This is a genomic window from Pseudoalteromonas sp. SW0106-04 (assembly GCF_001293805.1).
GTDB lineage: Bacteria > Pseudomonadota > Gammaproteobacteria > Enterobacterales > Alteromonadaceae > Pseudoalteromonas > Pseudoalteromonas ruthenica.
The window spans coordinates 42679-57683 of the sequence record NZ_BCAI01000011.1; the positions used below are offsets into that span (position 1 = coordinate 42679).

15 protein-coding genes are annotated in these 15005 nt (G+C 49.0%); all 15 read left to right on the forward strand.

The annotated features are described in order from the left end of the window. The 15 genes from fliF (at position 1) to flhA (ending at position 14998) form a co-directional block, all read left to right on the forward strand. Positions 1-1722, forward strand: coding sequence for a flagellar basal-body MS-ring/collar protein FliF (gene fliF, locus W04_RS13035; protein ID WP_022944842.1), 1722 nt, complete (start codon positions 1-3; stop codon positions 1720-1722). After that, positions 1715-2752, forward strand: a complete 1038-nt coding sequence (fliG, locus tag W04_RS13040) for a flagellar motor switch protein FliG (protein WP_022944841.1) — start codon at positions 1715-1717, stop codon at positions 2750-2752. Before fliF ends, fliG begins: the two co-directional genes overlap by 8 nt. 3 nt (positions 2753-2755) lie before the next feature. Beyond that, the gene (fliH, locus tag W04_RS13045) at positions 2756-3613 is read left to right on the forward strand and encodes a flagellar assembly protein FliH (protein WP_053911135.1); all 858 of its coding nucleotides are present in this window, start codon (positions 2756-2758) and stop codon (positions 3611-3613) included. Further along, on the forward strand, positions 3610-4947 hold the full coding sequence (gene fliI, locus W04_RS13050) for a flagellar protein export ATPase FliI (protein ID WP_053911136.1): 1338 nt from the start codon (positions 3610-3612) through the stop codon (positions 4945-4947). The genes fliH and fliI overlap by 4 nt, the downstream gene beginning before the upstream one ends. After that, positions 4940-5392: a flagellar export protein FliJ gene (gene fliJ, locus W04_RS13055; protein ID WP_053911137.1), complete on the forward strand. Its 453-nt coding sequence runs from the start codon at positions 4940-4942 to the stop codon at positions 5390-5392. The genes fliI and fliJ overlap by 8 nt, the downstream gene beginning before the upstream one ends. Positions 5393-5464: 72 nt before the next feature. Beyond that, on the forward strand, positions 5465-7348 hold the full coding sequence (locus tag W04_RS13060) for a flagellar hook-length control protein FliK (protein ID WP_082342236.1): 1884 nt from the start codon (positions 5465-5467) through the stop codon (positions 7346-7348). A 46-nt stretch (positions 7349-7394) separates the two neighbouring features. Beyond that, entirely contained in the window at positions 7395-7928 is a 534-nt protein-coding gene (gene fliL / locus W04_RS13065) for a flagellar basal body-associated protein FliL (protein ID WP_053911139.1), read from the forward strand. A gap of 9 nt (positions 7929-7937) precedes the next feature. Next, complete coding sequence (gene fliM, locus W04_RS13070; protein WP_022944834.1) at positions 7938-9032, forward strand: flagellar motor switch protein FliM; 1095 nt, start codon at positions 7938-7940, stop codon at positions 9030-9032. Positions 9033-9074: 42 nt separating this feature from the next. Beyond that, positions 9075-9479: a flagellar motor switch protein FliN gene (fliN, locus tag W04_RS13075; RefSeq protein WP_022944833.1), complete on the forward strand. Its 405-nt coding sequence runs from the start codon at positions 9075-9077 to the stop codon at positions 9477-9479. Next, complete coding sequence (gene fliO, locus W04_RS13080) at positions 9476-9871, forward strand: flagellar biosynthetic protein FliO (RefSeq protein WP_022944832.1); 396 nt, start codon at positions 9476-9478, stop codon at positions 9869-9871. Before fliN ends, fliO begins: the two co-directional genes overlap by 4 nt. A 4-nt stretch (positions 9872-9875) precedes the next feature. Then, positions 9876-10619, forward strand: coding sequence for a flagellar type III secretion system pore protein FliP (gene fliP / locus W04_RS13085; protein WP_022944831.1), 744 nt, complete (start codon positions 9876-9878; stop codon positions 10617-10619). Positions 10620-10621: 2 nt separating this feature from the next. After that, positions 10622-10891, forward strand: a complete 270-nt coding sequence (gene fliQ, locus W04_RS13090; RefSeq protein WP_022944830.1) for a flagellar biosynthesis protein FliQ — start codon at positions 10622-10624, stop codon at positions 10889-10891. A 2-nt stretch (positions 10892-10893) separates the two neighbouring features. Continuing rightward, entirely contained in the window at positions 10894-11673 is a 780-nt protein-coding gene (gene fliR / locus W04_RS13095) for a flagellar biosynthetic protein FliR (protein ID WP_022944829.1), read from the forward strand. An 8-nt stretch (positions 11674-11681) separates the two neighbouring features. Next, positions 11682-12812, forward strand: a complete 1131-nt coding sequence (flhB, locus tag W04_RS13100) for a flagellar biosynthesis protein FlhB (protein WP_022944828.1) — start codon at positions 11682-11684, stop codon at positions 12810-12812. 80 nt (positions 12813-12892) lie between these two features. After that, the gene (gene flhA / locus W04_RS13105; protein WP_053911140.1) at positions 12893-14998 is read left to right on the forward strand and encodes a flagellar biosynthesis protein FlhA; all 2106 of its coding nucleotides are present in this window, start codon (positions 12893-12895) and stop codon (positions 14996-14998) included. The last annotated feature ends 7 nt before the right edge of the window (positions 14999-15005 follow it).

The following is a 15005-nucleotide window of genomic DNA, read 5'->3' on the forward strand; positions in this document are numbered from 1 at the left end:
GTGGCACAAGCAAACCAATCAACAGATTTAGCCCTTGCCGATGGCGGTGTTGACATGAACACCGACTCCTCGGGTGAACAGCAAGAACAAAAGTCTGGCTATTTAAGCGCCCTCAATGGCGTGGATATGCTTCGACAGGTGACGCTGATCATCGCTTTGGCTATTTGCTTGGCCATCGCTATTTTTATCATAATTTGGGCGCGTCAGCCTGATATGCGCCCGTTAGGCAAAATGCCTACTGAGGAATTGATTCAGACCTTGGATTTCTTGGACGCGCAAAAAATCGATTATGAACTCGATGGCAACGTGATCATGGTTGCCGAAGATGCCTATCAAGATATAAAACTAAATATGGCCCGAGAGGGGCTTACTCAAGGCCCGCAATCGGGTACCGATATCTTGATGCAAGACATGGGGTTTGGCGTATCACAGCGTCTTGAACGTGAACGTCTCAAGCATTCTCGCGAGCAGCAGCTTGCGCGTACTATTGAAGAACTTAATAAAGTATCGCGCGCCAAAGTGTTACTGGCTATTCCTAAAGAAAACGTATTTGCTCGTATTGAGAAGAAGCCTTCAGCCACGGTTGTTGCTACGGTTAAACGCGGCCGAAACCTCAACAGTGAGGAAATAGACTCTATCGTCGATATTGTCGCCTCGGCCGTACAAGGACTGTCTCCTGAACGAGTCACGGTGACCGATCAAAATGGTCGTCTGCTTAACTCCGGTTCACAAAATTCGTTATCGGCGCGCTCACGTAAAGAGTATGAGATTGAGCGTCAACGAGAGCAGGAATATATAGAAAAAATTGACAGCATCATGATCCCGGTGGTCGGACTGGGTAACTATACTGCGCAGGTTGACTTGGTCATGGATTTCAGCGCAGTAGAAGAGACTCAAAAGCGTTACAACCCAGATTTGCCAGCGGTTCGCAGTGAAACCACATTAGAAGAGAATAACATTGGTGGTTTAGCGGTCGGTATTCCTGGCGCCTTAACAAATCAACCGCCAGTGAACTCTAACATTCCAGAGAATGCGTTGGACGAGCAAAGTGCGCAAACTCGCTCACCGTCGCGCAGCCACAAAGAAGCGACCCGTAATTATGAGCTTGATACCACTATTTCTCACAAACGTAAGCAGACTGGGGTGATCCGCCGTATCAGTGTTTCCGTGGCTGTGGATTACACACAAACGGCTGGTGCGGATGGGCAAACCACCAGTGCGCCGCGCAGTGCCGAGGAGCTCAACAATATTCGTCGCCTACTACAAGGAGGCGTGGGTTTCGACATGCAGCGTGGTGATGCCCTAGAAGTCGTAAGTGTCCCCTTTGTACGTGAAGATCTAGGTGCGGTTGCTGAACTGCCACTGTGGGAGCAAAATTGGTTTATGAAGATAGTGCGTTTAGCACTGGGCGCATTAGTGATAATTGTGTTGATCATCGCCGTTGTTCGCCCCATGCTTAAACGACTTATCTACCCAGATGATACACTGGAAGAATACAATGAAGATGCGTTGAGTTCGGGTGTGGATATCGGTGATAGCACATTAGAGATGCTAAACAAAGATTTCGACTCGGCAGCGGTGGGCTTCTCCTCCGACGGGACACTACAGCTGCCAGACTTACATGGTGATGAAGATCTCCTAAAAGCGGTTCGCGCCTTGGTTGCCAATGAGCCTGAACTATCCTCGCAAGTAGTTAAAGCATGGTTGAGTGAAGATGACTGAAGAACAACAGCAACTAACTAGCGGCTTCGATGTTGATAAACTCGAAGGCGTAGAGAAAGCAGCAATCCTGCTACTGAGCTTGTCTGAAGAGGATGCCGCGCAAATTCTTAAACACCTTGAGCCTAAACAAGTGCAAAAGGTGGGGATGACCATGGCCGCGCTTGATGACCTTAGTCAGGATAAGATCAGCGCTGTGCACAACCTGTTCATTGAGCAAATTCAGCAGTTCAGCACCATTGGCTTCCAATCAGAAGACTTTATTAAGAAAGCTCTGACGGCCGCATTAGGTGAAGATAAAGCGGCAAGCCTGATTGACCAAATTGTGATGGGCTCAGGTGCGAAAGGTCTTGATTCATTGAAATGGATGGACTCCAAACAGGTGGCGAACATTATTCGCAACGAGCACCCGCAGATCCAAACCATCGTTTTATCTTATCTGGAGCCAGAGCAAAGTGCAGAAATTCTGGCCCAGTTCCCAGAAAAAGTACGGCTGGATTTAACCATGCGGATTGCCAACCTCGAAGAGGTGCAGCCAGCAGCGTTGCAAGAGCTCAACGAGATTATGGAGAAGCAGTTTGCAGGTCAAGCTGGGGCACAAGCTGCGAAGATGGGCGGCCTGAAAGCGGCGGCCGATATCATGAACTACCTCGATACCAATGTCGAAGGCCAGTTAATGGACTCTATTCGCGAGCACGACGAAGAAATGTCGCAGCAAATTCAAGATCTCATGTTCGTTTTCGAGAACCTTATGGATGTCGATGACCGAGGCATTCAGGCCATCCTACGCGAAGTACAGCAAGATGTGCTGATGAAGGCAATCAAAGGCGCTGATGACGGACTGAAAGAGAAAATCTTTACCAATATGTCCAAACGGGCAGCCGATATGCTGCGTGACGACCTTGAAGCCATGGGCCCTGTGCGTATCAGCGAAGTGGAAGCGGCGCAAAAAGAGATTCTCTCCACGGCGCGACGCTTATCCGACTCCGGTGAAATTATGCTCGGTAGTGGTGGTGGCGAGGAGTTCCTCTAAGCCATGAGTGAGTCAAAATTACGTCGTGGGCAACGATTAGACGCCAGTGAGGCAGCCGATGAGCTGCTGCAGAACTGGCCTATTCCAGATGTCAGTGCCGACCCAAAGAAATACCAAGGGCGTTCAACCGCCTTTGGGACACCGCTCGAACAGCTTTACAAAAAGCATGTCGAGGAAGATGAGCACCGCGATGGCGAAGAGATCCAGACTCCTGAGGAGACCGACTTTCCTAAACTAACCCTTGAAGAGTTAGAGCAAATTCGCCAAGACGCCTACGAAGAAGGCCTCAAACAGGGGCATGAACAAGGCTACGTTGATGGATTTGATAAAGGTGCCAGTGAAGGCAAAGAAGCGGGGTTCCAAGAAGGGCTAAAGCAAGGCAAAGAGCAAGGGCTCGAAGATGCGAAGCCCATTATTGACGAACAACTGGAGGCGTTAAAAAGCACGTTAGAAGCGCTTGATGAACCCGCCAAACACATTGATGAGCAGGTTGAACATGAGCTGATTTTTCTCGCCAGCGAGTTAGCCAAAGCCATTACCTTGAGTGAGTTAAAAACCAACCCCGACACTATTTTAAATGCGCTTCGCGCGGCAACCGAAGCCTTGCCAAGTAATGAGGCAATGTGCCAAATCAGCCTCCATCCAGATGATTTAGCGATAGTGACGTCACACTTCAGTGATACCGAGTTGGATAATCGTCATTGGCAGCTACTAGGTGAGCCGACTTTGGCGCGCGGTGATTGTAAAATCAAGCAACAGCGTTCATCTATCGATTTCACATTAGGGTTGCGAATCCAACAAGTACTGGAACCGTTTTTGCACGACAGCGGTGTCCATGTGCGTGATGAGCCAAAATCATGACAACTTCATTAAGTGAGCGTTTGCACCAGCAGCGTAAACACATCCATCAACCTCAGGTCGCGGTAGCGGGGAGCTTGACCCGCGTTGTTGGCCTGACCCTTGAAGCAAAAGGGCTGCAAGCACCGCTGGGTAGCCAGTGTCAGGTCGAAACGAACCAAGGCTTAGTCGATGCCGAAGTGGTGGGGTTTAACGACGACGTGCTTTATTTAATGCCCAATGACCGTATCTCTGGGGTGTTGCCAGGAGCCCGCGTTATCCCTCAACACAAGCAGCAAGGGCTGCCCGTCGGGATGAACTTACTCGGACGTGTGGTCGATGGATTGGGGCGCCCTTTAGATGGACTCGGGCCACTGCGCTGCGAGGAGTTTACTCACTTTGCCAAAAACACCATCAATCCTTTAGCACGGCGACAAATAAGCCAACCCATGGACGTAGGCGTGCGTGCTATCAACTCTATTATCACCGTAGGTCAAGGCCAACGTATGGGCTTGTTTGCCGGTAGTGGCGTGGGTAAATCGGTATTGTTAGGGATGATGACCCGAGGCAGCGCGGCCGATGTTATTGTGGTTGGCTTGGTGGGTGAGCGTGGCCGTGAAGTTAAAGAATTCATCGAGGAAATACTGGGTGAAGAAGGGCGCCGTCGTTCTGTGGTGGTGGCCGCGCCGGCTGATGCATCGCCATTGATGCGTCTAAAAGGCTGTGAAAGCGCCATCACTATTGCCGAATATTTTCGCGACCAAGGCCTCAATGTATTGTTATTACTTGATTCGGTCACTCGTTATGCCATGGCGCAACGGGAGATAGCGCTCGCCGTTGGTGAACCACCCGCCACTAAAGGCTATCCCCCTTCGGTGTTTGCCAAGCTACCTGCTCTGATTGAGCGTGCGGGTAATGGCGGTGAAGGCCAAGGCGCCATTACTGCCTTTTTCACGGTGTTGTCAGAGGGAGATGATTTGCAAGACCCGATTGCTGATGCCGCACGAGCTATTTTAGATGGCCATATTGTGCTTTCACGAGAGCTTGCCGACAGTGGCCATTACCCGGCCATTGATATCGAAAAATCGATTAGTCGAGTCATGCCGCAAGTGGTCTCAGAGCAACATATGCAGCAAGCGCGGTTAATCAAGCAAGTGGTGGCAATGTACAATGAAAACAAAGACATGATCACCCTGGGCGCATACCAAAAAGGCACCGATCAGATACTCGATCAAGCCATTGATATGATGCCGCGTATTAATAACTTTTTACGCCAGGGAATGAAGGATGTGGTGCCTTACGATGAGTGTTTAACGTCGTTAGCCAATTTACTAGGGCAGGGAGGTAACCATGGCTAAGCTGGCGCTGCTTTATAAACTTGAATCGGATAAAGAAGAGAAGCTGCGTGCTGACTTTCTAGGCGCGCAACAGCACTGGCAGTCTCATCAGCAAAAGCTCAATGGACTTAACCAGTTTCGCCAAGAGTATTTTGCACAATTGACACAAAAGGCACAGGCCGGTTTATCCAGCGCTGGATTTAGTCACTACCAAAACTTCATCAGCAAAATAGACCAAGCCATTGAGCAGCAAACACAGGTGGTTGAAACTGCCCACAGAGTCACCGAGCAGCACCAATCACAATGGCGTCAACAGCGGGTACGTACTGAAGCCGTAGCCAAGTTAATTGAAAAAGAAAAAATTAAGCAACAAGCGAAGTTAGCGAAAGCAGAGCAAAAAATGTTGGATGAATTCGCTACCAATCAGTTTTATGCCCGACGGCGTTCAGGCGAAACTGGTATGTAACTTGCTGTAATTTTCTAAAAGCTTAGTTAACCTTGCAAAGCGGCACTGCTTTGCCACCTTTGAAGGGGTCATATGATGACACAGGTAGAATCAGTAATTGTCCTTCCCCAATCGGGACAGAGCCAAGATAAGGGGGCTTCATCCACTTACGACTCTGGTGAGAAAGAGTTTGCGCAATTCTATTCTCAAGAGCAGCAACGCCAAGACCGTGTGAAGCGCTCCCCAGAGGATGAAAAGCAGGCCATTGGTGGCTTTGTGGGTCAAAAAAGTGATTCAAAAGAGCCCCAAAAAAATACTCAAGAAACCGAACAAAGTGTTGATAAATCAGCGGAAAAGGTTAACGAGCAAAGTAGTGATAAAGAACCATCAGCAACGGTCTTGGATGGCGAGGGTGATGCAGCTGATGGCGCTGAGCCGCCTAGTCATGCAGCGCAGCCTAGCGAAGAGGTGGCGCAGACGACTCCTATAGCGGCTAGTGAAGATGACTTTTATCAGCAACTTTTTGCGCAATTATCGATGAGCACGGAGCTTTCTGCGGTTGCCAAAGAAGTGGGCAGTGCTCTTAATGGTACCGGGTTCAGTGATGATATTGATGTCGACTTTATTGCTAAGCTGCCAATCGAGCTTAAACAATCGCTTGCCCGTTTAACGCCGGCACAGCGCAGTGAGTTGAGTGTGCAACTACAGCAAATGGCCTCGGCAGCAGGGATAGACGCAAAAGCCTTGGCTAGCATAGAGACACAACTGAATCAGTTAGTGGCCCCCCCAGGGCAGTCAGGCCTGAGCGATGCTGAACGTATTGCCGTGCAAGCCAAAGAATTATCAATGGCAAAAGCCAGTGAACAGGTGCAGCGTCCAGCCGAGAGTGTAGCAGCACGCAGTGCTGAGGATGCCAGCAAACTAAATAATTCAACTAAGGTTGCCAGTGATGTTCAGCAAGAACTGAATAAAGTACTCGCTGGTGGCAAAGCCCTTGGTGCAGAGGCTGCTAAGTCTGATGCAAAAAATAGTACCGCGAGCGCGGTGCCAGGGTCATTAAACCCAGAGCAACAGCAACGCCAATCCCAAACTCAAACTCAAACTCAGCATATATTGGCAGCAGCCAAAGTTGAAGCCGACCAAGGCGGGCCCAGTGCCAGCAAAACGACTCAAGCAGCGGTTAATCCAATGTTGGGCGATGCACAAATGAAAGCGGCTCAGCCACAAGGGGATAAGCAAACTAATCTATCAGCGAGTAAATTCAGCACCGAGCCTATGGCTGAGTCAGGGGATAAAGCGGTTTCGCCAAGTAAAGGTACTCAAGGAGAGAGCGCTCAACCTTCAGCCAGTGCTTTGAGCGCTCAGTCTAAAGTGACCCAGCTTGCCAGTGCATTAGTGGCGCACGCGCAAGGCAATACCGAGCTCAGCAGTGCAATTGAGGCGGACCTTGCTCATTGGCAGCAGGTGCAACAAGCCGCCATGCAAAGTACGCAGCACAGCCAAGCTCAAGGGCAAACTCAGCGTATGGCGCTGGATCCGGCACTACTGCAAGCAATTAATATCACTAAAAACGACGCCGCGCAGCAAATACAGCAGCGCGTGAATATGATGCTTAACCTCAATAACCAAGAAGCCGAAATCCGTCTTGATCCACCGGAGCTAGGAAGTATGCAAGTGCGGGTACGCAGTGAGGGAGAACAAGCACATGTTAATTTTGTAGTGCAAAATCAACAAGCTAAAGAAGCGCTAGAGCAGGCGATGCCGCGATTAAGAGATCTACTAGCGCAGCAGGGGTTATCTTTGGGTGATACCAACGTCGAGCAGCAAAATCAGCAAAGTGCGCAGCACGATGGTGAACAAGGTCAAGGCAGCGAGCATGGCCCATTGACAGAGCAAGCAAGCAATGATGAAAACCATGGCTTAGAGCAACAGCAGAAAAACGCGCCAATGGAACAAGGAATTGATTTCTATGCGTAATAACTATTGCTATTATACAGTTAAGTGATTCTATTCGAGGCAACCTATGGCCGATGATAAGCAAACCGACCTGCAAATAGAAGAAGGCGGCGGCTCAAAGAAAAAACTGATTATAATCATTGCTGTTGTAGTGCTATTAGTCGGTGGTGGTGCAGGCTACTTCCTGTTTGCTGGGGGCGACGACCCGGCGCCTGCTACACTGGAACAAGAGCAAGGTGGTGCATCAGAGCAAGGTGGTGCAGCACCGAGTGCACAGCTTGGCAGTGCATTGTATGTGGGTATGCCTCGTCCTTTCGTATTCAATGTACCGGGCGCTGCACGTGATCGCATAGTACAAATTAAAGTACAGCTATTAGTGCGTGGCGAAGGGAACGAAGAGGCCGCTAAAAAGCATATTCCACTTATTGAAGGCACATTATTAAGTGTGTTCGCCGGTACTAATGCCGATGAGCTAAGCACTGCAGCAGGTAAAGAATCTTTGCGTGACGAAGCGCTTACGCAAGTACAACAAGCCCTCGAAGGCGTAGAGGGTTCGAAAGTCGTAGAGCGAGTGCTCTTTACCGGCTTTGTAATGCAGTAAGGGGTAGATGTGAGCGACTTATTATCTCAAGACGAAATTGACGCGCTACTGCACGGGGTAGACGATGTCGAAGAAGAGGATACCTCCGAGGGTGCCAGTGCCAGTGGCGAGAGCGCGCTGCAGTATGACTTTTCTTCACAAGATCGTATTGTCCGTGGGCGTATGCCAACGCTTGAGATTGTCAATGAGCGCTTTGCCCGACATATGCGCATCAGCTTATTTAATATGATGCGTCGCACCGCTGAAGTGTCCATCAACGGCGTGCAAATGATTAAATTTGGTGAATATATTCACACCTTGTTTGTTCCCACCAGTTTGAATATGGTGCGCTTTCGCCCGTTAAAAGGCACCGGGCTGATTACTATGGAAGCGCGGCTGGTATTTATATTGGTAGACAACTTCTTTGGCGGTGATGGCCGTTATCATGCCAAAATTGAAGGTCGTGAATTCACCCCTACCGAACGCCGTATTGTACAGATGCTGCTGAAAATCATCTTTGAGGATTACAAAGAAGCGTGGGCTCCGGTCATGGATGTGTCGTTTGAGTATTTAGACTCGGAAGTAAACCCGGCGATGGCCAATATTGTCAGCCCCACTGAAGTGGTGGTGATCAGCTCGTTCCATATTGAGCTTGATGGTGGCGGTGGCGACTTCCATATTGCCCTACCATATTCCATGTTGGAACCCATCCGTGAGCTGCTTGATGCCGGTGTACAGTCTGATACTGAAGACACTGATTTACGCTGGTCTAAAGCGCTGCGCGATGAAATCATGGATGTTGAAGTCGACTTATCGACACGGTTATTAGAGGTAGACTTGAGTCTTGAGCAGATTATGGAGCTCAAAGCTGGAGACATTATTCCAGTAGAAATGCCTGAGCATATCACTGTGTTTGTTGAAGATTTGCCGACCTTCCGCGCTAAGATGGGCCGCTCTCGGGATATGGTGGCATTGCAAATTAGTGAAAAGATTAAACGCCCAGAATCGGTGAAGTCGGAACTTCATGTGTTTACGAAAGGCGGTAAGAAGCTCGACTCAGATGCTGAATTAGCCGAGCTTGAGGAAGATCTGCATTTAAGTGAAGGCGTAGATTTAGATTGGTAAAAAGGTGCGCGCATGCGCGCCTAGCAACAGAGGTTGTATGTAATGAGTGATGATCAAGATACCATGGATGAATGGGCCGCAGCCCTAGCCGAAGCCGAAGAAGGTGAACAAGGCGGTGGCGACGATGCCCAGGTTGCAGAGCTAGACGAGCTCTCCGAAGAGCGTGATGAGGTCACGCCAGAGGAAAAGCGTAAGCTGGATACCATTTTAGATATTCCGGTGACCATTTCTATGGAAGTGGGCCGCTCTAAAATCAATATCCGAAATTTGCTACAGCTTAACCAAGGTTCAGTGGTTGAACTTGATCGCGTTGCTGGCGAGCCATTGGATGTATTAGTGAATGGCACCTTGATTGCGCACGGTGAAGTGGTGGTGGTGAACGATAAGTTTGGTATTCGCTTAACCGACGTGATTAGCCAAGTAGAGCGGATCAAAAAACTACGATGAGAGCATTGGCCTCGCTTTTTGCCCTCGTGGCACTTCCCGTTTATGCGCAAAATGGTGCCGCCCAGCCTGGCGCGGGGCTTAATCTCAATGTTATGTCTATGTTGTTGTCGCTGTTGTTGGTGGTCGGGACAATTATCGCATTAGCTTATATGCTTAAGCGTTTTAATCCGAATATGGCCAATAATGACGATTTTAAAGTTATACGCACTTTGCCACTGGGGACTAAAGAGCGGCTACTGGTGGTAGAAATCGATAATAAGCAACATTTATTAGGCGTTACGCCAGGTGCCATCAATTACTTATATGAGCTGGAAACGCCGCTCAAAGAGCGCGAGATGGCGCCACTGGCAAAGCAACTCAGCCACATACTCAATACTAAAAAAAAGACCTAAGATAATGAAATACTGGCTAATACTTCTTTTTGCTATGCTTTTAAGCCCGACTGCTTTTGCAGAGCAAGGGCTTCCCGCCGTGACCGTAACCACCAACGCCGACGGCACGCAGGATTACTCAGTCACCTTGCAAGTATTAGCGATTATGACGGCGCTGAGCTTTATCCCTGCCGCCGTTATTATGATGACCTCATTCACCCGTATTATTGTGGTGTTGGCGATATTGCGCCAAGCCATCGGCTTGCAACAAACTCCTTCGAACCAAGTGCTGCTGGGCATGTCTTTGTTTCTGAGTATTTTTATTATGGCACCGATATACAATCAGGTGCATGACCAAGCGATTCAGCCTTACCTAGACGAAGAAATGTCCTCTATGCAGGCGCTGGAAGCCGCTAAGCAGCCGATGAAGGCTTTTATGCTTTCACAAACACGGATAAAAGATTTAGAAACTTTTGCGCAAATAGCCGGTTATGAAAAACTAGACTCGCCTGCGGACACACCTTTTATCGTGGTGATCCCCGCATTTGTTACCAGCGAATTACAGACCGCGTTTATTATTGGCTTTATGTTTTTCATTCCCTTTCTGATCGTCGATTTAGTCGTGGCGAGTGTCTTGATGGCCATGGGTATGATGATGCTCTCGCCCATGATTGTCTCCTTACCCTTTAAAATTATGCTATTTGTATTAGTGGATGGGTGGTCACTGGTAATGGGCACCTTGGCACGTAGCTTTGGGTTGGGAGTGTAACAATGGAGCCGGGCATTTTTGTCGATATTCTCAGTGATGCTTTATTTTTGGTGATAAAGCTGGTGTCGGCGATCATTGTCCCTAGTTTGATTGTTGGTTTGATTGTTGCGGTATTCCAAGCGGCGACCTCAATCAATGAGCAAACCTTGAGCTTCTTACCTCGTTTGCTCGTCACCCTAAGTGCACTTATTATCGGTGGCCACTGGTTTACGCAGGAACTTATGGACTTCTTTAACCGCTTAGTGCTGTCGATACCTGAAATCGCGGGGTAACCATGGAATACCCCTTTGCCGTCATTGTTCAGTGGCTAAGTGACTACTTACTTCCCTTAGTCCGTATACTGGCAATGTTGATGGTCATGGCAGGGATAGGGGCACGTAATGTCCCTTCGCGTATTAAGCTTGGCTTGGCCTTGGTGATTGCCTTTGTTGCGGTGCCGGTATTGCCTCCTACTCAGTTCACCAACCTGTTTTCGTTGGAAATGGTGTTTGTGGTGCTGCAACAACTGCTCATTGGTGTGGCTATGGGCTTTGCCTCGCAGTTATTATTGAATACCTTCATTCTCGCCGGGCAAATCTTAGCAATGCAAACGGGCTTGGGTTTTGCCTCGGTGGTTGACCCCTCAAATGGCCTAAGCGTGCCGGCGGTGGGGCAGTTCTATTTAATTCTCACCACCTTATTATTTTTTGTTTTTAACGGTCATTTGATGATGATCCAAATGATTGTACACAGCTTTATCGCGGTCCCTATCGACGGCACTTGGTGGGCGGTTGATCACTACTGGGATATCGTTACCTGGGGCGGGTGGATGTTTACCACCGCTTTGGTATTGGCGTTGGCACCGCTGACTGCCATGTTGGTCATTAATTTATCTTTTGGCGTGATGACGCGAGCGGCACCGCAATTAAATATCTTCTCAATTGGTTTTCCCTTCACCCTAGTGGCGGGGTTAACCATTATCTGGGCAACCTTAGGAAACTTCATGGCGCAGTTTGAGGCGCAGTGGTTACGCATGGTTGAGCTACTTTGCTCGATGGCAGGCTGTAGTCCTTAGGAGTTGTTATGGCAGAAGATTCAGGTCAAGAACGTACCGAAGAGCCCACGCCGAAAAAGCTACAAGAGGCGAAGAAAAAGGGCCAAATAGCACGCTCAAAAGAGTTGGGTACCACCTTTGTATTGATTATGTCGGCGGTTTCTTTGCTCATTTATGGCCCCGATATTGGTCGTGGTTTACACACAGTCATGAAGCGAATGCTATCGCTCAGTCGCAACGAAACTTATGACACCACCAAGATGTTTGCGGCATGGGGGGCGGTAGCGGATTCATTGCTCTATCCCATGAGCATGTTTGTACTGGTTATAGTTATCGCCGCGTTTATTGGTAATACCATGCTTGGCGGGTTTAACTTTTCATGGCAAGCGATGGCACCCAAAGCCAGTAAGATGTCGCCGATGAAAGGGTTCAAACGTATACTTGGGCCGCAAGCAGCAGTTGAACTGATAAAAGCGCTGCTCAAATTCGGGCTAGTTGCAGCGTGTGCGGTGTTTCTGATCAAAATGTATTTTTACGAAATCCTGCATTTGAGTATCGAAACGCCACCGAACAATATAGCTCACGCGTTGGAAATTATTGCCTGGATGTTTCTAGCATTGAGTTGCACCATGATTGTTGTCTCGGCGGTGGATGTGCCTTATCAGGCGCATAACCACCACAAACAGTTGAAGATGACCTTACAAGAAGTTAAAGACGAGTATAAAAACTCCGAAGGTGACCCGCAGATCAAAGCGCGTATTCGGCGAACCCAGCGGGAAATGTCACAACGTCGGCAAATGCAAGATGTGCCTGATGCGGATGTGGTGGTAACCAACCCGACACACTTCTCGGTAGCGATAAAATACGATACTGAAAAAGCCGGTGCGCCAATAGTATTGGCGAAAGGGGCCGATGAAATGGCCTTACAAATTCGTAAAATAGCCAAGGGGAATGACGTCCCGCTGGTAGAGTCTCCAGTGCTAACCCGGGCGCTCTATCATACCACTGAAGTAGGCGAACAAATTCCCGAGCAGCTATTTACCGCCGTCGCGCAAGTGTTGGCCTATGTGTATCAGCTGAAACGCTTTGAAAAAGGACGCGGTCGCCGGCCGTCTAAACTGGCAGACAAACTACCTATTCCTGATGAATTCAAGTATTAACCAACTGAAATATAAGATATAAAAAACTGGCCTACTCCTTGCTTTGATGACTGCAGTGTCAATTTATTGCTGTAGCATTTATGGATTTTAAGGCCGTTCTCACCCAGCTTAATCGCGATAAAAAAGAATATGCAAAAGGCGTAGGTACGCCGCTGTTGGTGCTTGCTGCACTGGCAATGGTGGTATTACCTATGCCGCCATTTCTACTGGATATTCTATTTTCGTTTAATATTGCGCTGGCCTTGGTGGTACTGTTAGTTACGGTCTACACCATGAAACCGCTTGAATTTGGTATGTTCCCAGCGGTGCTTTTAGTCGCGACCATTATGCGTCTGGCGCTTAATGTTGCCAGTACGCGGGTGGTGTTATTAGAGGGCCACCAAGGCGGGGATGCGGCCGGTAAAGTAATTGAAGCCTTTGGCTCGGTGGTGATCGGCGGTAACTATGCCGTGGGTCTGGTTGTCTTTCTGATCTTAATTATTATCAACTTCGTGGTTATCACCAAAGGGGCCGGGCGTATATCAGAAGTGTCTGCCCGCTTTACCCTCGACGCGATGCCCGGTAAACAAATGGCCATTGATGCCGATTTGAACGCGGGTTTTATCAGCGCCGAGCAAGCGCGGGAGCGGCGTGAAGAAGTCACCCGTGAAGCGGACTTTTACGGTTCGATGGACGGTGCCAGTAAGTTCGTAAAAGGCGATGCCATTGCGGGTATCGTTATCTTAGTGATCAATATCGTTGGCGGATTGTTCGTCGGTATGATCCAACATGACTTGAGTTTTTCTCAGGCCATGGAAGTGTATACCTTACTCACCATTGGTGATGGCCTCGTGGCACAGCTGCCATCGCTGTTGCTATCAATCGGTACTGCTATCGTCGTAACTCGCCAAAATGAATCACACAATATGGGCGAGCAAGTTAAAACCCAGCTTGGTAATGACAAAGCACTGTGGATAGCATCCGGTATTCTCATCACCATGGGGTTGGTACCGGGTATGCCACATGTGGCGTTTTTAGGCTTGGGTGGCTTACTTGGTTTTATTGCTTATTATTCGCAAAAGCAGGCAAAGCTTGCTGCTGAGCAGGAGCAACAAGAAGCTGAGCAGGGCCCTGGCAGCAATGTTGCCACCCACGACGAACCAAAAGAATTGGGCTGGGACGATGTGCAGCAAGTCGATGTCATCGGCTTGGAGGTAGGCTACCGTTTGATCCCGCTGGTGGATCAGGCCCAAGGTGGGGAATTGTTAAGCCGCATTAAAGGGGTCCGTAAGAAGCTCTCACAGGAACTGGGCTTTTTAGTGCCGCCCGTTCATATTCGCGATAATTTAGAGTTAGACCCTAATGCCTATCGTATTACCCTAATGGGCGTGTCCAGTGGTGATGGTGAACTCAGTCATGGTGATGAACTGGCCATCAACCCGGGTCAAGTCTTTGGCCCAATCAATGGTGTGGCGACCAAAGATCCGGCTTTTGGTCTGGATGCGGTGTGGATCAAGCCAGAGCAAAAAGATGAAGCACAGTCTTTAGGTTACACCGTCGTTGATGCTGCTACGGTAGTAGCGACCCACATTAGCCAGTTACTCACTAATAACGCCTCACTGCTATTGGGTCACGAAGAAGTTCAGAGTCTGCTTGATATGCTAGCGAAAAGCCATCCGCGTCTAGTAGAAGGTCTAGTACCAGATGTGTTACCGCTGACGACCATAGTGAAAGTGCTACAAAATCTCCTCAATGAAGGCGTTGCTATTCGCGATATGCGCAGCATAGTACAAACACTCGTAGAGTATGGTCCGCGCAGCCAAGACCCTGATGTATTAACCGCAGCGGTACGTATTTCATTGCGTCGTTTGATTGTGCAAGATGCGGTTGGCGCTACGCCAGAAATTCCTGTCATAACATTGGCGCCTGAGTTGGAACAGATGTTGCATCAGTCGCTTCAGAACGCAGGAGATGAGGGTGCTGGCATTGAGCCAGGCTTGGCAGAGCGGCTACAGGCCTCTTTAAGCGAAGCCCACCAGAACCAAGAAATGTCGGGTGAACCTTCCATCTTATTGACCTCCGGGATGCTTCGTACAGTGTTATCACGTTTTGTGAAGCACACCATCCCAGGGCTTAAGGTGATGTCTTACCAAGAAGTGCCCGATGAGCGTCAAATTAAGATTGTTAGCTCCGTTGGACAGCAATAGATCGGAA

Coding starts and splice junctions, on each gene's coding strand:
- fliG (WP_022944841.1), top strand. CDS start 1,715: ATGACTGAAGAACAACAGCAACTAACTAGCGGCTTCGATGTTGATAAA.
- fliH (WP_053911135.1), top strand. CDS start 2,756: ATGAGTGAGTCAAAATTACGTCGTGGGCAACGATTAGACGCCAGTGAG.
- fliI (WP_053911136.1), top strand. CDS start 3,610: ATGACAACTTCATTAAGTGAGCGTTTGCACCAGCAGCGTAAACACATC.
- fliJ (WP_053911137.1), top strand. CDS start 4,940: ATGGCTAAGCTGGCGCTGCTTTATAAACTTGAATCGGATAAAGAAGAG.
- W04_RS13060 (WP_082342236.1), top strand. CDS start 5,465: ATGATGACACAGGTAGAATCAGTAATTGTCCTTCCCCAATCGGGACAG.
- fliL (WP_053911139.1), top strand. CDS start 7,395: ATGGCCGATGATAAGCAAACCGACCTGCAAATAGAAGAAGGCGGCGGC.
- fliN (WP_022944833.1), top strand. CDS start 9,075: ATGAGTGATGATCAAGATACCATGGATGAATGGGCCGCAGCCCTAGCC.
- fliO (WP_022944832.1), top strand. CDS start 9,476: ATGAGAGCATTGGCCTCGCTTTTTGCCCTCGTGGCACTTCCCGTTTAT.
- fliP (WP_022944831.1), top strand. CDS start 9,876: ATGAAATACTGGCTAATACTTCTTTTTGCTATGCTTTTAAGCCCGACT.
- fliQ (WP_022944830.1), top strand. CDS start 10,622: ATGGAGCCGGGCATTTTTGTCGATATTCTCAGTGATGCTTTATTTTTG.
- fliR (WP_022944829.1), top strand. CDS start 10,894: ATGGAATACCCCTTTGCCGTCATTGTTCAGTGGCTAAGTGACTACTTA.
- flhB (WP_022944828.1), top strand. CDS start 11,682: ATGGCAGAAGATTCAGGTCAAGAACGTACCGAAGAGCCCACGCCGAAA.
- flhA (WP_053911140.1), top strand. CDS start 12,893: ATGGATTTTAAGGCCGTTCTCACCCAGCTTAATCGCGATAAAAAAGAA.